This window comes from Geoglobus sp. (assembly GCF_054018175.1).
In genome coordinates this window covers 45,186-64,107 of sequence record NZ_JBPLZQ010000026.1, presented here as the reverse complement: position 1 = coordinate 64,107, position 18,922 = coordinate 45,186, and the positions used below count along the sequence as shown (strand labels likewise).

Annotated in this window: 21 protein-coding genes and 1 tRNA gene; 9 read left to right on the top strand and 13 right to left on the bottom strand. The window is 54.9% G+C overall.

The annotated features are described in order from the left end of the window. The 3 genes from ACXJJC_RS02165 to ACXJJC_RS02155 form a co-directional block, all read right to left on the bottom strand. The coding region (locus ACXJJC_RS02165) for a DUF1614 domain-containing protein (RefSeq protein WP_456369074.1) at nucleotides 1-313 on the bottom strand (313 nt) is incomplete at its 3' end. Continuing rightward, a complete protein-coding gene (locus tag ACXJJC_RS02160; protein ID WP_456369082.1) occupies nucleotides 313-546 on the bottom strand; it encodes a PRC-barrel domain-containing protein in 234 nt (77 codons plus the stop codon). The genes ACXJJC_RS02160 and ACXJJC_RS02165, both read right to left, overlap by 1 nt. A 48-nt stretch (nucleotides 547-594) precedes the next feature. Further along, nucleotides 595-3,006, bottom strand: a complete 2,412-nt coding sequence (locus ACXJJC_RS02155) for a CDC48 family AAA ATPase (protein WP_456369072.1) — start codon at nucleotides 3,004-3,006, stop codon at nucleotides 595-597. Between the two features lie 47 nt (nucleotides 3,007-3,053). Here ACXJJC_RS02155 and larC point away from each other — a divergent pair, with 47 nt between their 5' ends. From larC to ACXJJC_RS02115, 8 genes are all read left to right on the top strand, one after another. Further along, nucleotides 3,054-4,214: a nickel pincer cofactor biosynthesis protein LarC gene (gene larC / locus ACXJJC_RS02150; protein WP_456369070.1), complete on the top strand. Its 1,161-nt coding sequence runs from the start codon at nucleotides 3,054-3,056 to the stop codon at nucleotides 4,212-4,214. Continuing rightward, nucleotides 4,195-4,851 carry a DNA repair and recombination protein RadB gene (gene radB / locus ACXJJC_RS02145; RefSeq protein ID WP_456369068.1) on the top strand — a complete coding sequence of 219 codons (657 nt, stop codon included), beginning with the start codon at nucleotides 4,195-4,197 and terminating at the stop codon, nucleotides 4,849-4,851. Before larC ends, radB begins: the two co-directional genes overlap by 20 nt. Before the next feature lie 34 nt (nucleotides 4,852-4,885). Next, nucleotides 4,886-6,808, top strand: coding sequence for a ferrous iron transport protein B (feoB, locus tag ACXJJC_RS02140; RefSeq protein ID WP_456369066.1), 1,923 nt, complete (start codon nucleotides 4,886-4,888; stop codon nucleotides 6,806-6,808). Continuing rightward, nucleotides 6,805-7,419, top strand: a complete 615-nt coding sequence (locus ACXJJC_RS02135) for a metal-dependent transcriptional regulator (protein WP_456369064.1) — start codon at nucleotides 6,805-6,807, stop codon at nucleotides 7,417-7,419. The genes feoB and ACXJJC_RS02135 overlap by 4 nt, the downstream gene beginning before the upstream one ends. Next, nucleotides 7,416-7,943 (top strand): hypothetical protein, encoded by a 528-nt coding sequence (locus tag ACXJJC_RS02130; RefSeq protein WP_456369062.1) that lies wholly within the window; start codon nucleotides 7,416-7,418, stop codon nucleotides 7,941-7,943. The genes ACXJJC_RS02135 and ACXJJC_RS02130 overlap by 4 nt, the downstream gene beginning before the upstream one ends. Nucleotides 7,944-7,993: 50 nt before the next feature. Next, nucleotides 7,994-8,494, top strand: coding sequence for a rubrerythrin family protein (locus tag ACXJJC_RS02125; RefSeq protein WP_456369060.1), 501 nt, complete (start codon nucleotides 7,994-7,996; stop codon nucleotides 8,492-8,494). A 116-nt stretch (nucleotides 8,495-8,610) separates the two neighbouring features. After that, nucleotides 8,611-8,694, top strand: a tRNA-Ser gene (locus ACXJJC_RS02120). 80 nt (nucleotides 8,695-8,774) lie between these two features. After that, on the top strand, nucleotides 8,775-9,344 hold the full coding sequence (locus tag ACXJJC_RS02115; RefSeq protein WP_456369058.1) for a hypothetical protein: 570 nt from the start codon (nucleotides 8,775-8,777) through the stop codon (nucleotides 9,342-9,344). Here ACXJJC_RS02115 and ACXJJC_RS02110 read toward each other — a convergent pair. From ACXJJC_RS02110 to ACXJJC_RS02065, 10 genes are all read right to left on the bottom strand, one after another. Beyond that, nucleotides 9,336-10,493 carry an iron-containing alcohol dehydrogenase family protein gene (locus ACXJJC_RS02110; protein WP_456369056.1) on the bottom strand — a complete coding sequence of 386 codons (1,158 nt, stop codon included), beginning with the start codon at nucleotides 10,491-10,493 and terminating at the stop codon, nucleotides 9,336-9,338. The genes ACXJJC_RS02115 and ACXJJC_RS02110 overlap by 9 nt on opposite strands. Nucleotides 10,494-10,496: 3 nt before the next feature. Then, nucleotides 10,497-11,225 (bottom strand): TSUP family transporter, encoded by a 729-nt coding sequence (locus tag ACXJJC_RS02105; RefSeq protein ID WP_456369054.1) that lies wholly within the window; start codon nucleotides 11,223-11,225, stop codon nucleotides 10,497-10,499. 9 nt (nucleotides 11,226-11,234) lie between these two features. Beyond that, nucleotides 11,235-12,134 (bottom strand): 3-hydroxyacyl-CoA dehydrogenase family protein, encoded by a 900-nt coding sequence (locus ACXJJC_RS02100; RefSeq protein ID WP_456369052.1) that lies wholly within the window; start codon nucleotides 12,132-12,134, stop codon nucleotides 11,235-11,237. Then, nucleotides 12,131-13,096, bottom strand: a complete 966-nt coding sequence (locus tag ACXJJC_RS02095) for an NAD-dependent epimerase/dehydratase family protein (protein WP_456369050.1) — start codon at nucleotides 13,094-13,096, stop codon at nucleotides 12,131-12,133. Before ACXJJC_RS02095 ends, ACXJJC_RS02100 begins: the two co-directional genes overlap by 4 nt. Beyond that, nucleotides 13,096-14,748 carry a thiamine pyrophosphate-binding protein gene (locus tag ACXJJC_RS02090; protein WP_456369048.1) on the bottom strand — a complete coding sequence of 551 codons (1,653 nt, stop codon included), beginning with the start codon at nucleotides 14,746-14,748 and terminating at the stop codon, nucleotides 13,096-13,098. Before ACXJJC_RS02090 ends, ACXJJC_RS02095 begins: the two co-directional genes overlap by 1 nt. A gap of 13 nt (nucleotides 14,749-14,761) precedes the next feature. Next, nucleotides 14,762-15,991: an MFS transporter gene (locus ACXJJC_RS02085; RefSeq protein WP_456369046.1), complete on the bottom strand. Its 1,230-nt coding sequence runs from the start codon at nucleotides 15,989-15,991 to the stop codon at nucleotides 14,762-14,764. A 77-nt stretch (nucleotides 15,992-16,068) separates the two neighbouring features. After that, nucleotides 16,069-16,365: a YkgJ family cysteine cluster protein gene (locus ACXJJC_RS02080; protein WP_456369044.1), complete on the bottom strand. Its 297-nt coding sequence runs from the start codon at nucleotides 16,363-16,365 to the stop codon at nucleotides 16,069-16,071. A gap of 45 nt (nucleotides 16,366-16,410) precedes the next feature. Further along, nucleotides 16,411-17,559, bottom strand: coding sequence for a hypothetical protein (locus ACXJJC_RS02075; protein WP_456369042.1), 1,149 nt, complete (start codon nucleotides 17,557-17,559; stop codon nucleotides 16,411-16,413). Then, entirely contained in the window at nucleotides 17,560-17,763 is a 204-nt protein-coding gene (locus ACXJJC_RS02070; RefSeq protein WP_456369040.1) for a DUF2249 domain-containing protein, read from the bottom strand. It abuts the gene before it with no gap. Nucleotides 17,764-17,767: 4 nt separating this feature from the next. After that, nucleotides 17,768-18,040, bottom strand: a complete 273-nt coding sequence (locus tag ACXJJC_RS02065; RefSeq protein WP_456369038.1) for an iron-sulfur cluster assembly protein — start codon at nucleotides 18,038-18,040, stop codon at nucleotides 17,768-17,770. 97 nt (nucleotides 18,041-18,137) lie between these two features. Between ACXJJC_RS02065 and ACXJJC_RS02060 the strand changes: the two genes are divergently transcribed. Then, nucleotides 18,138-18,881, top strand: coding sequence for a Nif3-like dinuclear metal center hexameric protein (locus tag ACXJJC_RS02060; protein WP_456369037.1), 744 nt, complete (start codon nucleotides 18,138-18,140; stop codon nucleotides 18,879-18,881). The last annotated feature ends 41 nt before the right edge of the window (nucleotides 18,882-18,922 follow it).

Genomic DNA, 18,922 nt, shown 5'->3' with positions numbered 1-18,922 from the left:
GCAGAACGGGTATTATGCACCCGCCCACGTTCACGGCTATGACTATTCTCGTCCTCCTCCTGACGGTGTATATGAATCCGAAGAAGCTGTACCTCTGCTCGACCACCCTCCCCTCCTTCTCGTAGAGGGGAATGTTTATGAGTGAGCCTATGGCGATCATGACGAAGACGAGCATTGCATCGCTCACGGGCATGTCAAGGACGATGGATATGGCCGAGGATGCAGAAAAGGCGAAGAAGAGCAGGAAGAGAGGTAGAAGTATGAGCAGCAGGAAAAGCGGAAGGACGAGGGGTGGGAAGAAGTAATCCCTCATCAGATCCTCTTCCTGTCTATCACGACGTAGTCGCTCACAGACCTCACGCTTTCGAACGGAATTATGTAGTAACCGTCTTCCTTCTTCAACCCCTCAACCTCGTTCTTGGGCCTGACGACCACGTTAACGAGGCTTCCGGTTTTGAAGTCGAACGTGAGCGTGTGCACAACCCCCACGATCGTTCCGTCAGACAGCAGCACAACCTTGTTGAGCATTTCTCTCGCTAAAACCATCAGCACCACCTGCTAATCAATAAAATTTTGAAGGGTATAAAAGTTTCGCTAACCGTAGCCCAGCAGGGCCTTTTCACTCCTCTTTGCCTCTTTTGCCCTCTCCTCAAACTTCTCATAGAAGCTTATCATGCTCTCGGTTATGCTTGGTCTTATCTTCCTTATGGCCTCAAGGAAGTGCCTCATCTCAATCTTCTCAGCATTCAGGTTCTCCCTCAGGGCGAGCATGACCGCCTCCCTGCAGATGGCCTCTATATCAGCTCCCACATATCCTTCGGTAATCGTCGCGAGTTCCTCGAGGTCAACGTCATCTGCGAGGGGCATGTCCTTCGTGTGTATCCGGAATATCGCGTACCTGCTGGCCTTGTCAGGAGGTCTGACGTAGACGAGCCTGTCAAACCTGCCAGGCCTCAGCAAAGCCGGGTCCAGAATGTCCGGCCTGTTCGTCGCACCTATCACAACCACACCGTCCAGCTCCTCCAGGCCGTCCATCTCAGTCAGCAGCTGATTGACAACCCTCTCGACCGCCCTGCTACCCTCGTCAATCCCCCTCATCTGAGCTATGGCATCTATCTCGTCGAAGAAAACTATGCACGGCGCAACCTGTCTGGCCTTTCTGAAGATCTTCCTGACGGCCTTCTCGCTCTCCCCGAGCCATTTTGACAGGAGCTCGCTTCCCTTCACGCTTATGAAGTTTGCCTCACTCTCATTCGCAACCGCCTTCGCTATCAGCGTCTTTCCAGTGCCTGGCGGACCGTAGAGCAGTATTCCCTTGGGAGGCCTGATGCCGAACTTCCTGAACTTTTCTGGATACCTCAGCGGCCATTCGACGGCCTCGATGATTTCGCGCTTGACGTCATCAAGTCCTCCAACATCGCTCCAGTTTATCTTGGGAACCTCGACGAAGACCTCCCTCATTGCAGACGGCTCTATCTCCTTCAGCGACTCCCTGAAATCGCTCATTGTTACCCTTATGGACTCGAGAATCTCAGGTGGGATTGTGTCCTCGTTCAGGTCGATCTTGGGCAGCACCCTTCTCAGCGCCTTCATCGCAGCTTCCTTGCACAGCGCCTCAATGTCTGCACCGACGAAACCGTGGGTCTGATCCGCGAGATACCTGAGCATGGCTTTGACCACTTCCCTCGAGAGCTCTTCCCGGAGGTCCTGCGGTAGCAGGTTTTCGACCGCCCTCCTTATTTCCTCGGCCCTCTCCATGTCCCGGACCTCTTCTATGAAGAAGTCTATGTCCCTCCACCTCACATCGCCGTTGTCCCTCAGGTTCTCCCTGAGGCTTTCGAGTGCCGGAATGACGAACTCGAGAGAGTAGTCCGGCTCGAGTGGCATGTTCCTGGTGTGAATCTGAAGGATCTCGAACCTGCCCTCCCTGTCAGGCACTCCGATCTCTATCTCCCTGTCGAACCTCCCAGGCCTTCTCAGCGCGGGATCGACGGCCTCAATCCTGTTGGTAGCGCCGATGACTATTACCTGCCCCCTCTCCTCAAGGCCGTCCATCAAAGTCAGAAGCTGGGCCACAACCCTCCTCTCAACCTCTCCAGTAACCTCATCTCTCCTCGGAGCTATTGCATCAATCTCATCAATGAAAATTATGCTCGGCGAGTTCTCCTTCGCCTCCTCAAAGATCTCCCTGAGCCTCTGCTCAGATTCGCCATAGAACTTGCTCATTATTTCAGGACCGTTTATGGTGAAGAAGCTCGCCCCGATTTCGTTCGCAACCGCCTTCGCTATCAGGGTCTTTCCAGTGCCGGGTGGACCGTGCAGGAGCACTCCTTTCGGAGGATCGATTCCAAGCCTCTTGAACAGTTCAGGATACTTGAGTGGCAGCTCTATAACCTCTCTGACCTTCTGCAGTTCCTTTTTCAGACCTCCTATGTCCTCGTAAGTTATCCCGCCTCTGCCAAACCTCTCGAAACCCTTCACGGGCTTGTCCCTGAACACCATCTTCGTCATCTCGTCAATTATCACTGCCCCCTTTGGATCGGTCTTGACGACGGCAAGCAGCACCGCCTGCTGCGGCTGTCTGCCAAAGCTGAAGGCCGTACCGAGAACGGGAATTATGTCTCCCTCCACAACGGGCCTCTTCAGGAACTGGTGCTTCAGGTAGCCCTCCACGTCTCCGCCAAGAATCCTGAAGTCGAGCTTCTTCAGAGGTGCGAAGACGACCTGCTTGGCGATCTTGTAATCCGCTTTTCTGATTTTCACCGTGTCTCCTATGCTGACTCCTGCATTCTCCCTTATGAAACGATCTATCCTCACTATGCCCTTGCCCCAGTCTCTCTTCGGCGCTCTCCAGACCTTTGCCACGGTCTTTCTCCTGCCCTCTATCTCGATTATGTCTCCGGGTGATATGTTGAGCCTGAACATCGTCTCGGGATCGAGTCTGGCTATACCCCTCCCCGAATCACTGGGGTAAGCCTGATTAACCTTCAGAGTGATCTCTTCCATAGTAATAATTAAACGGGAGACAGCATAAAAAGTGTTGTGGTGGTATGATGAGAATGGCAATATTCGACTGCTTCAGCGGTGCGAGCGGCAACATGATCGTCGCATCACTCCTCAACGTCACTCTAACCGAAGACGAGCTCGAAAAAATTATCGAACGGCTGAACCTCAGCCTCAACCTCAGGGTGAGAAACGTCAGCAGGAGGGGTGTGAGTGCACCCCTTGTCGAGGTGGAGGAAACCGAAGAACGAACAAGGACTTTTGAGGAAGTGAAAAAAATAATCGCGGAATCAAATCTGGACGATAGGGTAAAGAGGGAGAGCCTGAGGATATTTGAACGCCTTGCAATCGCCGAGGGTAACGTTCACGGAAGAGACCACAGAAAGGCCGTTTTCCATGAGGTGGGGTGTGACGACGCCATCTTTGACGTCGTGTCTTCGACAGCGGGAATTCTCAGGCTGATCGAAAGGGGATACAGGGTATTCACCACTCCGATCGTGACAGGAACCGGGTTTGTCGAGACATCTCACGGAAGGTACCCCATCCCCGCTCCAGCAACCCTGGAAATCGTGAAGGGGAGTGGGCTGAGGCTCGTGTTTGAGGGGTCGGGTGAGCTCCTAACTCCCACTGGTGCGGCAATTCTCGCCCACTTCTCAGAGGGGGAGCCACTCGGCCCAGTCCAGATCGAGAGCGTGAGCTACGGTGCCGGCAGCTCCGAAAGGGACGTTCCAAACGTGATCAGGCTCATACTCGCCAGCTCGTTTGAAAGGGACTCAGTGGCGATTGTCGAAACGAATGTGGACGACATGAGCGGAGAAGACCTCGCGTTTGCGATCGAAAGAATAATGGAGTGCAGCCACGACGTTTCTGTAATTCCGGCAGTGGGGAAGAAAGGCAGAGCCGCATACGTCATAAGGGCCATAGCCGACCTCAGCAGGGCAGAGGATGTGGCCGAGAGGATGATGGAGCACACCACAACCATAGGCGTGAGGATAATTCCCTCATACCACAGGATGAGAGAGGTCAGGGAGACGAGGAAACTCACCGTGAACGTGCAGGGAAGAAACTACGAGGTGAGGGTGAAGGTTTCCGGCAAAACCGTGAAGCCCGAATTCGATGACCTGAAAAAAATAGCGATCGAAACCGGCTTGAGCATTGACATGGTGAGAAAGGCCATCGAGAGGGAAATCGATGAAGCTCTCAACCGGTAGCAGATGCATTGATGAGCTGCTTTCCGGAGGGGTGGAGACCGGTTGTGTAACCCAGATCTACGGTGAGAGCGGGACAGGCAAGACGTCGTTCTGCCTCATGCTCTCATACACAACTGCCCAGAAGCACAGAGTCGCCTACATCGACACCGAAGGACTTTCGGGGGAGAGGATAGGCCAGGTATTCCAGAACAGGGACGTTTTAAAAAGCGTGTTTATCTACGAGGTGTTTGACTTCAGACAGCAGAGCACCGCAATAAGGGAGGTCTCGAAGCTCGTCAGGAGCGAGGACGTGAAGCTCGTGGTGATTGACTCCCTCACGGCCCTTTACAGAAGCGAGCTGGAAGACGAGAAAAGGCAGCTGAAGATGAAGAGGGAGCTTACCTCCCAGCTGACGTTTCTCCTGGGTCTCGCGAGAAAACACGATCTCGCGGTTGTCTTCACAAACCAGATGTTCACGGACATTGATTCCGGGCAGGTTCGCCCGCTGGGGGGTCCGAGCATAGACCACCTCTCAAAAACCATCATCGCCTTCGAGAGAAGCGGGAATGAGAGGGTGGCCAGGCTGGTGAAGCACAGATCGAGGCCTGAAGGCCTGTACTGCTTTTTCAAAATCACCGACAGGGGGATAGAACCTTAGCAAAATTTATATGTTTTTAGGTCGCCCTAAATTCATGCACTGCCATTCCCCCAGCGATGGCATGGACTGCTACGATGTGCTGCTCGTGGGAAACCCCAACGTCGGAAAGAGCGTCATATTTCACAGACTTACGGGTAGATACGCGGACGTCTCCAACTATCCCGGAACCACCGTGGACATCATGGTTGGGAGGATCAAATCCCTCGGGATGACCATCGCAGACCTGCCGGGGATGTATTCCTTCTTCTCAATAACGGAGGAGGAGAGGGTCGCCAAGAGGATACTCATGAAAGCCAAACCTAAGGTAGTCGTCAATGTCGTGGATGCGAAGAACATAGACAGGAGCCTGCCCCTCACGCTGCAGCTCATTGACTCGTGCTTCAACGTGATACTTGTCCTTAACGCGATGGACGAGGCGGAGAAAATAGGAATGAAAATTGATGTGAAGGAGCTGGAAAGGAGGCTCGGAATACCGGTGGTCGCGACTGTGGCGACGAAGGGAAAGGGGATTGGCGAGCTGATTGAGAGAATAAGAGACGTCAGCAGAGGTGAGCAGAACAAGAAAATCTTCAGGCTGTCTGACGATCTCGAAAAGGCAGTCGGAGAAGTGGAAACGAAAATAAGCGGAGAACTCACCGTTAGCAGGAGAATTCTCAGCATACTCGCCCTGGCAAACGACGAGGACGTGATCAGGGAGCTCGGGCTCAGCATTGAGTACCTGGAGAGCATCAGAAAGAGGTTCGGAAGGTCGGTGGCCTTTCAGCTTGCGATAGACTACCAGAGAGTCTCCGAGGAGATACTAAACGGTGTCATTAGCTACGAGGAGAGGGAAAGGAGGCTCTATGAGAGGCTCAACGAGCTCAGCCTCAATCCCGTAACCGCAATACCGATGTCGTTCCTCGCACTGCTTCTGCTCTACCTCTTCGCAGGCGTGCTGGGTGCCCAGATTTTCGTGGATGCCATTGAGAGCTGGTACGAACAAAACATAAACGAGCAGCTGAACTCATGGCTCATCTCGAGCGTTCCCAGCTACTGGCTGAGAGAGCTGATAGGTGGCGAGTACGGCATCATCACCCTGGGACTGAGGTACGCAATAGCCATAGTCTTCCCCATAGTCTCGATGTTCTTCCTGGCATTTTCACTCCTCGAGGACTCGGGGTTCTTACCGAGAATGGCCATGCTCCTCGACAGGCTTTTCAAAAAGGTTGGCCTGAGCGGGAGAGCAGTAATACCGCTCGTTCTCGGTCTGGGGTGCGGAACAATGGCCGTGATCGTCACCAGGGTTCTCGAGTCCCGGAGAGAGAGGATGATCGCCACGCTGATGCTGGCAGTTGCAATACCCTGCTCCGCCCAGCTCGGAATAATGCTCGGAATCGCTCCGGATTTTGCCGCACTCATACTCTGGGCAGGCGTCGTTTTTGGAATCCTGATAGCGATAGGTGTGCTCGCCAGCAAATACATGCCCGGTGAAAATCCTGTGTTCTACATGGAGATACCTCCCCTAAGAGTGCCTTCGCTATCGAACGTGCTGATGAAAACCATCTCCAGACTCGAGTGGTACTTCAAGGAGGTAATTCCGATTTTCGTGATGATAAGCGTTGCGATCTGGGCCGGAAGAATAACAGGGGTGTTCGACGTTGTCACGTACGCCCTGACATTCCCGGCTGCGCTGCTCGGCCTGCCGGACAAGATGGCAGAGGTGTTCCTCTACGGGTTCTTCAGAAGAGACTACGGAACCGCAGGCCTGTACGACCTGATGTCCTCGGGGCTCCTCAACTACACCCAGGCAATTGTCGCCATGGTAACCCTCACGCTCTTCGTCCCCTGCGTTGCCCAGTTCTCCGCCATGGTGAAGGAGAGAGGAGCAAAGTTTGCGACGCTCACATTTTTAACCGCCCTGACCATAGCATTCTCTACCGGGTACCTGCTCAGGATAATCTTAGGGGTGATCATGTGAGGAGACGCGAGGACATAGAGAACCTGCTGAAGGAGATGTACGTCAGAACGGTTGAGGAGGGGAGGGATGACTTCACAATCGACGACGATCTGCTAATGGAAGAGCTCGAGAGGCTTGGATACGTCCGGGAGGGAAAGCTAACGGATTCCGGCCTCGAAAAAGCCAGAAAAATCATAAGACTTCACAGGCTTGCCGAGAGGTTGCTGCACGACGTTCTTAGGGCGAGCGAACACGAGGTGGAGAGCTCGGCGTGCAGGTTCGAGCACGTGATAAGCGAGGAGGTCGAGGAGGCAATCTGCACGCTCCTCGGTCATCCGGAAGTGTGCCCTCACGGCAGAGAGATTCCGAGGGGGGAGTGCTGCATAAGGGGAGAGGAGGAGGTCAGAAGCCTCGTGGTCAGGCTCACATCGCTCTCGCCGGGAGAGGAGGGAGAGATAAAGTACCTGTCCGGTGAGGAGGAGGTGATCAAGAAGGTCATCTCCATAGGGCTGCTCCCCGGAAAAAAGGTGAAGGTCATCAGGGTGTTTCCAACGTTCCTCGTGCAGGTGGGCAACACGCAGATCGCCCTTGACGAGAGGATAGCCGAGACCGTTCACGTGATGAGGGTATGAGGGGGCGGCACTCCCACATCTCGGTAAGAAATGGCCGGATAGTGAAGAAGTTCAGGAATGAGCTCAGGTACAATTTCTGGAAAGAAGCTCAAATCCTAACAGTGCTCCAGCCATTCAGCTTCGTCCCGAGAGTGTACTCGATAAGGTGCTCCGAGCTTGAGATAGAGATGGAGTACGTGAAAGGGCGTGAGATCGGAAAAAGCCTGAGGTCTCTGCAGAGGAGAGACGTGGAGAGAATGCTTGAGATATGCAGAGTTCTCGACAGGCTCGGAATTCAGAAAGAGGAGATGAACCACCCCGACAGGCACATAATAATTTCGGACAGAGTGGTGTTCATCGACTTTGAAAGGAGCGTTTACAGAAGCAGGCCCTCCAACCTCACGCAGTTCGCGGTTTACCTGAACACCAGGCTCGGGCTGATGAGCCACGGTGAGCTATCCGTCCTGCTGAAGAAATACAAGAGGGAGTTCACCGACGATGCGTACAGAGAGGTCGCGGGTAAAATTCTCGAACTCATTGGTTGAGTTCAAAAACTATATATCCCGGTATCGTTAACAATCAATCAGGTGAGATTATGCCCACGGAGGATAACCTCAGAAGCGCGTTTGCGGGAGAGAGTCAGGCAAGCGTGAGGTACAGGATATTCGCAGAGGTGGCAAGAGAGAAGGGGCTCAGAAACCTGGCCAGGGTGTTCGAGGCCTTCTCCTTCTCGGAGTTCATCCACGCGAAAAATCATCTGAAAAACCTGAAGGACGTCGAAGATCCCATGGCCAACATAGAGGAGGCCGAGAAGGGGGAGACGTTCGAGGTGGAGGAGATGTACCCCGCATACTACGACGAGGCGATAAAGGAGAACAAGAGAAGAGCGGCGACCTCGTTCAGGTGGGCAATGGAGGCCGAGAAGGTGCACGCGGAAGTGTACAGAAAGCTCAGAGTTCTCGTGGAAAGCGGGAGAGACAAGGCGTTTGAGGACAGGATCTACGTCTGCCCAACGTGCGGATACGTTTTTGTTGGAGATGCCCCGGACGTCTGCCCTCTCTGCAGCGTTTCCAAAGAGACATTCAGGGTGTTCTGACACCTTCTAATTTTTGAACCCGGGAGACTCAGGATTGGCCGGGCTGCGAAAGTCGTGGCGGAAGTAAGGGTTACCAAAAGTTTGATAAACCTGCCAGCCCAACAAGTCTTGGCTGTGCCGGGGTGGCAGAGAGGCACTGCGCGGGCCTGGAGAGCCCGTGTGCCGTAAGGCACGCGTGGGTTCAAGTCCCACCCCCGGCGTGTTTTCTGAAATAAATCCGAATTGAAAATAAAAATCCGATAGGCACAAGGTTTAAGACATTCCTTTATTGAGAGAACCCATGCGAAAGGTGAGACTCCACACAACTGTTTCTCCCGAAACCTACAGGAAAATCGAAGAGCTCAAGGGCAAGTACAGAACCGTGAGTGCCGTGATAGAGGCGGCCATAGATACGCTCGTCCGAATGGAGGAGGACAGGCTGCTCTCCCAGGAAGATCTGGCTCTGCTCAGGTTCGTGAGGGAACTCAACTTCACCCTGTGCGCGAAGGACCACTACACCAGACTGGCCGAGGGCTTTGTCGATAAGGCGGTTCAGGAGAGCATGATAGAGATGGCCATCAAGTACCTCTCAAAAAAGCCGCTGAGCGAGCTCAGTCTGGAGGAGTTTCTCGAAAACCTGAAGAGGCTGTGGACAATTCTCAACAGGGGAGAACACATGGAGGTCCAGAAGCTCGGAAGCAGCCTGAACTTCGTGTTCTACCACGACATGAGGAGCATTAAGGTTTCGGAGATACACCTCGACCTGATAAGGCACGTACACGACAAGTACTACTCCAGCGATTACGAGCTCGAGGTGGATGCGATAACCGTTAACGGATTTTCGGTGATATTCAGGAAAAAATCAGCTTAGATCACCCCGAATAGCCCTCCTGACTAACTCCTCAAGCTCCTCCCTTGAAACGGGCCTCGGATTTCTCATCACGTGCTTGCTGCTCATGAAAACCCTCTCGACAATCTCCGGAACCATGCTTTCTTCCACTCCCAGCTCCGAGAGGTTTGACGGGGCGTCGAGCTCGCTTAGCAGTTCCGCAAACTTCCGTCCAGCCATCAGCGCAGCGTCCCTCACGTCCATGCCGTTCACATCCGCGCCAAGCAGCCTTGCGATCGTGGCATGCTTTTCAGGACACGCGGCCGCGTTGAACTGGAGAACGTAAGGCATTGTTACCGCAACCGATATCCCGTGTGGCATTCTGTGGATGTGGGAGTGGGCATAACCGAGAGCGTGTCCAAGGACGGTTCCGGCGTTGTTGAACGCAAACCCGGCAAACAGAGATGCAAGCGACATTTCCTCCCTTCTCACCCCGTCACCTCCATTCTCGGCAACACATGCTATGTTTCTGCCGATCCTTTCAACCGAGCTGATGGAGAGAAGTTCCGTAAACGGGCTCGCCCTGAGAGAGACGAGCGACTCGATGCCGTGACACAGCGCATCCAGCCCTGAACTCACTGTTACTGATCTCGGTAACGTCAGGGTGAGATCCGGATCGACCACTGCAAAGTCGGCATACATGGACCTGCCCTCGAACACGTGCTTGATCCCCATGTCTTTCAGCTCAATCACCGCCAGATTCGTGACCTCCGAGCCTGTTCCCGCAGTTGTCGGGCAGAGGATGAGTCCCACGTTTCTGTGAGGCATGTCCGTGCCAGCGTAGCTTTCGAGTGGCCTGTCTTCAGCAAACGTGCATGCCGAGATCTTCGCCACGTCGAGCACGCTCCCGCCACCCACGCCAATCACGATGCTGTACTCTCCCGACCTCATGACGGTCCTCAGACCCTCCACCACGTCCTCTCCCGGCTCTGGAGGAACGTGATCGAACACATCAACCTCAATGCCCTGCAGAACGGGAATCACGCGTCTCCTCACGACAGTTCTGCCGGTCGTTTTCCCGGTAACGACCAGAACTCTGCCACCACCCAGGGAGTCCACCACACCCCTGAGCTCAGAAATGGAACCCCTGCCAAACAGAACTTCCCCGACTGACGATATTCTGAAGAACACCCATCACACCCCCGAATACCTGACGATGAGTATCACGGAGGAAACAAGCACGGCCAGCAGCATTGCTCTTCTGAGCGTGCCATCATCAACAATGCCCAGCAGCCTTCTGCCAGTGAAATAGGCGAGAACCACCGACGGTGAGAAGATCAGGAAATTTCTGAGGACGTTCTCGCCAACATATCCGAGGAACACAAAGGCAAGGAGGATTACGGTATCGATGACCATCAGATATGCTATGATGAACGACCTCACGGACTCGGCACTGTACCCCTGGTTGCTGAGCGCGAGAACTATCTGCGGTCCGTTGACTCCGGTCAGAACCCCCATAACTCCGCTTACAATTCCGGAGAGGAAGAGGAGCACTCTCTCCCTCCTCACCCTGAATCTCACGCCCACCAGCATTAGGACTGAAATCACGGCCATGCCAACACCTATGGCCATTCCCGTCAGCCTCTGCGAGATGACCGCAAAGAGAGCGATCCCCAGGAGTATCCCCGCCAGGCCACCCGAGTACACCTCCACAAGCCTGAAGGTTACGCGCTCCCTCACAAAGAATACCGCATTGATCAGCGACTCCATGAGGATCATCAGCACGACCACCTCCTTTGGTGGAAAGAAGTTCGACAGCAGTGGGGACAGCAGTATCGCGCTCCCGAACCCCGTGACGACACGGACGTTGAAGGCTATGAACACCGGCAGGGCGAGGGCGATGCTGACTGACAGCTCCTGCAACCCAACACCTCACTCTCCCGTTTTCCTGAGAAACTCGAAGAGTCTGAGAATTTTCTCCACCCTCACGGAGTACACTTCCTCGGGCGCTCCCTCATACCTGTATATCCCGCTGCCGGTCTTTACTCCGAGCTCTCCCCTCCTGACCTTCTCAGCGAGCCACTCGGGGGGTTCTGCGTCCCCCGAAACAAGATGCCTGAAGGCGAGCATGACCGTGTCGAGGCCAATGTAGTCGAGGTTGCCAAACGGCCCGAAGAGCAGATACAGGACCGCAAGGTGGTGTCTCCACACCGCATCGATATCCTCATGAGACATTTCGTCGCTCTCCATTATTCTGAGCGCCTCGCTCAGGACCGCAGCGTTGAACCTGTTTACGACCGAGAGCTCCCTGCAGACGACGACCGTCTTTCCCACCTCTTCGAGAAACGACCTGACGAAATCCACCACCCCTCTATCCGTCCCGTCCGTCACCACGACCTCGACCAGGGGCATAACGAAAGGAGGGTTCATCCAGTGAACCCCGAGGAACCTGCTTCTCCGCTCAAGGAAGCGGGCGAGCTCGCTGAGCCTTATGACGGACGTGTTCGTGCATATGGGCACGCTCTCTCCGACAGTCCTCTCGATGTTGCCGAGCACTCTCCCTTTAAGCGACACGTCCTCTGGCACAGCCTCGAAAACGATGTCCACATTACTGCACTGCTCCATGGAGTTCGTGAACTCGATCCTGTCGATCATGGACTCCTCCGCAAGGCCGTGGCTTTCGAGTGTTTTGAGAGATGCCTGGATCCACCTTTTCGCCGATCTGAGTGCACCCTCATCGACGTCAAAAAGTGTCACCGTCTCGACCCTTCTGCATACTTCGATCGCTATTCCCCTGCCCATCAGGCCCGCTCCAACGACGAGGGCCCTCACACGCTCACCTCCCGCCTCAGTGTCGCCACATGGTCGCTGACCATCTTCTCCACACTGTCGAACTCAATACTCCAGTTGAAATCATCTATCCGCCTAAACCGCTCGATCAGACCGCTCTTCACTGCCATTTCAGTGAGCTCCACCCACTCTTCGGCGATTCTCCTCGACGCGTCGTCAATACGGTAGTCAATCTCCGCACCGGGAACGGCTCTTTTAACAGCCTCAACGAGCTCCCCGACAGAGAGAACCACGCCCCCGACGACATATATGTCCCTCAATCGCCTTTCAGATTCGAGCATCAGGTGGACGAGCCTGACCGCATCCTTTACGTATAGCAGCGGAACCGCGGCTTCGGGAGGTAAGGTAACCGTGGACTTCCCTGACGTTACGACCTCGTCGATGAAAGACGACACTGCCACCATTGCCCCCTCTCCCCGCCTGTAGGGCCCGACGATCGTCGGAAACCTTACGGCCGCGAACTCAATACCGTGAGCCTTTGAGTAGTAGCTACCGAGAATCTCCGAGCACGCCTTGGTGGAGCCGTAAAACGTCGAGGGATCCCTGAAAGATGTCTCGGCCACAGGCACGCTTCTGCGCCCGAGGACGGAGAGGCTGCTGGTGAACACAACCCTCTGGATGTCGAACATCCTCGCGATCTCGAGTACGTTCAGAGTTGCCTCAACGTTTGTTCTGAAGGATTCCACCCTCGATTTCTCCGCCCTTAATGACAGGTCGGCAGCGGTGTGAACGATTGCGGTAACGTCATGTCTCCTGACAGCATCCACAAGGTCAGCCCATGACGTCACGCTCCCCTGCTCAACAACCACGCGGTCCTCATACCCTCTGAGCCTCCAGAGAGAGGGGTGCGTGTCCATGAGCACGGGATTCCCGCCAGAGTCACAGATGTGTCTCGCAATGAATGAGCCGAGGAAACCCGTCCCCCCTGTAACGAGAACCGTCATCAGCCCTCAACTCCCGCGAGCATGTAGGCGAGCGGAGAGAGCTCATCCCGCGATATTCTGACGTCGATGACCGCAGGCATCCCGGAGCGAATTGCCTCCATAATAGCCTCCCTCAGCTCACCGGGTTTTTCCACGAGGGCTCCGTACGCTCCGAGACTCTCAGCGAACCTGTCATACCTCACGTCCTCGTTGAGGATCGTTCCGAAACATGCCCTCTCCTTCGAACCCGTGGAGAGGTAACGCGTGTGGCAGACCATTCCCCACGCGCTGTCGTTGGCTACTATGACCGTCAGGGGCAGATCGTGCCTTACAGCTGTGTCGATTTCTATCCCGTTGAACAGAAAGCTGCCGTCACCGGTTACGACGAACACCCTCTTCTCCGGATTTGCTGACTTTGCTCCTATACCCATTGGGACTCCCGCTCCAAGGTGTCCGAGCTCACCCTGCGAGTTGAAGACGTTGCCGACTCTCTCTGCCTTCAGCAGCAGCATGCCCCAGGCTGTTGTCTCCCCTCCGTCGAGAATAACGATGTCGTCCTTGGAAATTATGCCGGAGAGAATTTTCATCATCTCCTGAGGCTTCACACCCTCACCACCTCCGGACGGTCGAGATAGAGAGGACATGACCTCCCCGGCGATCGACCGCACCTCAGATGCCCAGCTGTCGAACCTTCTGGGTTCGTCCACCATCTCGAGAAGCGCGAGGAGAAACGCCTTTGCGTCGCTGACGATCCCGAGTTCCACCTGCCTGTTTTTGCCGATCTGATGCCAGTCTATGTCAACCTGGATTACCTTCGCGTCCTCCGCGAAGAGCCTGCCGAACCCGAGGAACTCGTCCAACCTCGTGCCGATCACAATAACCAGGTCGGCGTTCCTGAGAATCAAGTTCCCCGGCGCAGGACCAATGTACAGCGGGTGGGTCGTGGGGAGACACCCCAGCGCCATGCCGTTCACGGCAACGGGGATGGAAAGCAGCTCAGCAAGCCTCCTCACCTCGTCCTCCGCGCCAGACCAGTAGACTCCGCTGCCAACGACCATCACGGGCCTCTCAGCAGACCTGATGAGTTCGATCGCCTTTTTAACGTAAGCAGGCTCGCAAACAACCCTTCCGGTGAACCTGTACCTTTCAGGGGGAGGCAGCGCCACGTCACCCTCAAAGTCCGCGTTCAGAACGTCCTTGGGAATCTCGAGAAGAGTGGGGCCGAATTTTCCGCTCATCGCATGCCTGAACGCATCCTGCACGTACTCGTGAAGCCTTTCCGGAAAGACCGGCATTCTCGCCCACTTCACATACTTGTCGACCCACCTGTACCCCTCGATCTCCTCAAACGCGTTCCTGTCGAGGTTCTCAAACTTCGAGTGTCCGGCTATGGCCACCATGGGTGTGCTGGAGTAATAAGCCTGGGCGAGGGCAGGCATGAGGCTCGCAAGTCCAGGGCCTGTTGGAACAATCGCAACTCCTGCCTTTCTCGTGACCCTCGCGTACCCATCGGCCATATTACCAACGGCCTGCTCGTGTCTGGCAAACACGACATCCACTCCCTCTTCACTGAGGTACTCGCACAGGGGAAGAATTTCCCCGCTCGGAAGCGCAAACACACTCCTTACACCCTCACTCACTATTGCCTTGGCAACAAGCTCAGCCCCGTTCATACACCACCACCTCTCAGAACTCCTCAAGATTTCTGCCCTTTGTTTCAGGAAGCAGCCAGGGGAGTACTGCCATGAGCGCAAATGCAATACCTCCCAGAAGCATTCCGTAAATGAGCTCCGCAAACGTCGCCACATACCCGACTATCAGTCCACCGAAGGACAGCCCCCTCGCCACGCTGAAGATAACTGACGTGGCCGTGGCCCTGTATTTTGTTGGAAACAGCTCGCTGCTCCACACCCCAAAAAGGGCGTGCGAGCCAAATCCCAGCGGAATTATGAACAGGCTCACCATGGCCATGACCAGGTTGAAGTCCACCAGCGTGAAGTAGCCGAGCATCACGCAGCCGATGAGCCCGAGGACGGCTGAAGTTGCGAAGCTCGTCCTCCTGCCTATGTAATCGCTGGCAAGGCCGAACAGGGGAAGGACCACGAGCGCGACCAGCGAGATCTTCATCACGAGTCTGCTTGCTTCCTCCGGAGAGTACCCGAACTGCCTTATGATGAACGTTGGGGACCAGTCAACCACCGCGTGATATGCGAACTCTGCAAGCCAGAAGAGGAACGTGCTCAGAACCATCAGCTTCAGCAGGTACCGGTTGCTCGCGATTTCCCTCAGCTTTATCCGGCTGACTTCCTCCTCACTGGAGTGCTTTTCCCATATCCTCGATTCGGGCAGGTACTTCGCGAAGAGGATTAGAAACGGAACCGGGTAGAGTGTTACGAGAAAGCTCGCCCTCCACCCGTAGAGGGGGTAGATGTATGACACAGATAGGGCAGATATTATGAACCCGAATATGAACGTGGCATGGATGATCCCGCCAAACAGCCCCCTCCTCTTCGGAGAGTAGACCTCCGAGACGTAGGTGAACGCGAGTCCCCACGTAACTCCCATCCCAGATATCAGCCTGAGGGCCGCGAGAGTCCAGAAGTTCGGTGCAAGTGCTGAGAGAACACTGAAAATGACGACCCACAGGATCGAGAGTATGAGCGCGTTTTTCCTCCCGAACCTGTCACCGAGCTCCCCGAACAGCATCGCGCCAAAAATGGAAAGGATGTACTGCGCGGAGAAAACGAATCCGACCTCGAGCGTGGAAACTCCGAATTCCTTCATTATGGGCTCAGCCAGAAAGTTCAGCAGAGTCAGTCCAACGGCGTCATGCGACCACCCTATCGCTGCGGCTATGAGCACGATTATCTTCTCGGCTCTCGTGAAATGCACGTGCCCGCGGGCATCTGCTTCCATGAATCACACTTTTAAATTTTTAATGATTAAAAATTTATGCAAAAACCTGCACACTGGTGTTGACAGGGTGGGCAGAATCACCAGCACCTGTACTCCCTGCACTGCTGGGGCTTGGTCTCGTGTATGCTGCAGTAAATCCTTCCGTCCCGCTCATCAATGAACGGGCACCTTTCAAGCCTGTTTCCGTACTCGTCGAACCACAGCTCTCCTCCCTCTATCACATCTCCCTCAAATATGTCGTAATAGTGGTAAACCATGACATGTTTCAGAATGTCAGTCCTCCCCTCCCTGATCCACCTCCTCACGTCATCGGGCGTGGCGTATATCCTCGTCCCCATTTCGACACAGCACTTTCCGCAGTGCCTGCAGGTCATCGAGCCATGTGGGTTAAAAAATCATTAAAGTTTTCTCATCTACAACTACCTCCTCTGAACCATGGCCATGTCGCATGAAAACGCCAAGAAGGCTGCAAACAAGAGCAAACCACCTGCTGCCCGAAGTGGCGGGATGAGAAGAGCTGTCGTTCCGATCACGGACAGGGCAAGAAGCGCCTCTCCGAGCCGGAGGTTGAATAGCTCACCTATCATCGGCACACTCTCGATCCCGAGCTTATCCGAGTACCTCTCCATCCAGGTGATCATGGGTATTATGTGATACTCCGCCCCGATTATCGTGAGCGTTATCCAGCCAGCGAGCATTAGGTGAGAGTGCAGAAATCTGTCAGCATACGTCAGCCCCGCCACCACTCCAGCAAGGCCGAAAATCAGCGCAGGAACGAAGAACTTCACGCTTATGTCGAGTGGCGCCGGAGTTTCCGATTTGCTGATGAGTGTCGCGAGAAGGTTCACAACCATCACCGCAAATGAAGCTGCGTAGCCGGCACCACCTGCGGCAACGAGATAACCCTGATCTGTCTGCAGGCCGTACAGCATCACAACGAGCGAGAGAGTTGCGAGCGGAAACGTGAGCCACGCCAGCTTCTGGCTTCTGAGCTTCCTGAGTGCGAGCATTGGAAAGAGCTCGTAAAGTCCGCCAAACGTCGTCAGCCCGATCCACCCAGCGGTGAGCAGGTGGTTGTGAACCGCAATCCTGAAGGGGATCACACCGGCAAGACCGAGAGTTGCGTAGAGAATCCCGGAAATGTAAAAAACTATCGCCGCTCCGAAGAATGGCACGGCAACGCTCTTAAGCTTCATCCCGAGCAGCGTTGAGAAGATTGCCGCCGCAAAGGTCAGCGCTCCGAGCAGGTACACCGCCCCGGAAACGCTGAAGGGAAGAACGCCGAAAAATGATGCCAGAAGCAGTATGATGCCAGCGTTTATCAGAAAGAAGCTCAGCTCTGCAAGCCGGCTGAGCCTGAGCTCCGTGCCTGTGACTGTCGGGACGAGCTGGTACATGGAGCCCACTATCGTGAGGCTCACAAAACCGGCAAGCATCAGGTGAGAGTGAATGGGTCTGTACGGGTAGCCAAAAACGTTGAGAATTCCGATGAGTGCTGAAACGATCAGGTACGCAAGTCCAGAGTACAGGAACCTGAGCGGGAGGTTTCTCCAGACAACCGTGGACATTCACTCCCTCCAGATGCGGACCACCCACTTTTCCCCGTCGAACCTGGATTCGACTTGATAGCCCTGCTGCTTCAGCATGCTCATCAACGGCTTTGGCTCCACCTCAACCAGCACCTCCACCTCTCCGTGCTCCTTCAGCTTCTGCATGATGAGCGGTGGTCTTTCGGGGTGCGGGAGGCCCCGAACATCCAGCTTCTCGGGCATGACATCACTTCCCCAGCACTTCGTTGAGCTCCTTCTCCTTCACGTACCCGACTACCTTCACCTTCGCCTTTACGCCCAGCTCCTCCACACTCCTCTTTATGGCAAACGCAAGCTGCTGTCCGATGGGGCAGAAGGGAGATGAGGGCCGAAACGTCAGGCTGACTTCGCTGCCCTCAACCTTCAGGTCCTCTATGAGGCCCATGTCCCACACACTCTGTCCCGTGTGAGGGTCCATGACCTTTTTCAGCCGTTCCACAACCTGTGATTCATCAACCAATTTCCTTCACCTCAATGACATGTTGAATCCTCACGTATATATCGCTAACCCCTAATAACTTCAGATAGTTTTTTAACTTGGCCAGAATATGAGAAGCATGGATCTCCGGCACGTCGTTGGATTTCTGGACGACTACCTGAACATCTCAGCATATCCCGACAGCAGCGTAAACGGGCTCCAGGTTGAGGGTTCGGAGAGCGTCGAAAAGGTGGCCTTTGCGGTGGACGCATCCATGCAGAGCTTCATGTATGCCGTCGAGGTCGAGGCAGACATGCTCGTTTGCCATCACGGCATCATATGGAACGGAATCGAGAGGGTTACAGGGCTGATCAGGGAGAGGCTCAAGTTTCTGCTCGAAAACGAGATCTCCCTGTATGCTGCCCACCTGCCCCTTGACGCACATCCGGAGATTGGCAACAACGCGATGATTCTGAGGGGCATAGGTGTGGAGCCCGAAGAGGAGTTCGGAGAGTACAGGGGGACAAAAATAGGCTACGCAGGATACACCAGCGCCGAGTTCGAGGAAATTCTGGAAAAGCTCGAGGAGAGGTTTGGAGAAGTCGGATACATGAAGTTCGGAGACGACATCGTGGAGAAGGTCGCGGCAGTCTCGGGAAGGGGTGCGGGGTACATAGAGGAGGCAATGAGGAGCGGCGTGGATCTGCTGATAACCGGCGAGATCGAGCACTCGGCATACCACACGGCCAAAGATGGAGGAATGAACGTGATATACTTAGGACACTACAGCAGCGAGACTCCCGGCATCAGGGCGCTGATGAACGTCGTGGAGGACAAACTCGGGCTTGAGGTGGAGTTCCTGGACATACCAACGGACCTGTAAAATTGTAATTGGCGGCTTGCCGACGGCCCTTCATCGCGTAG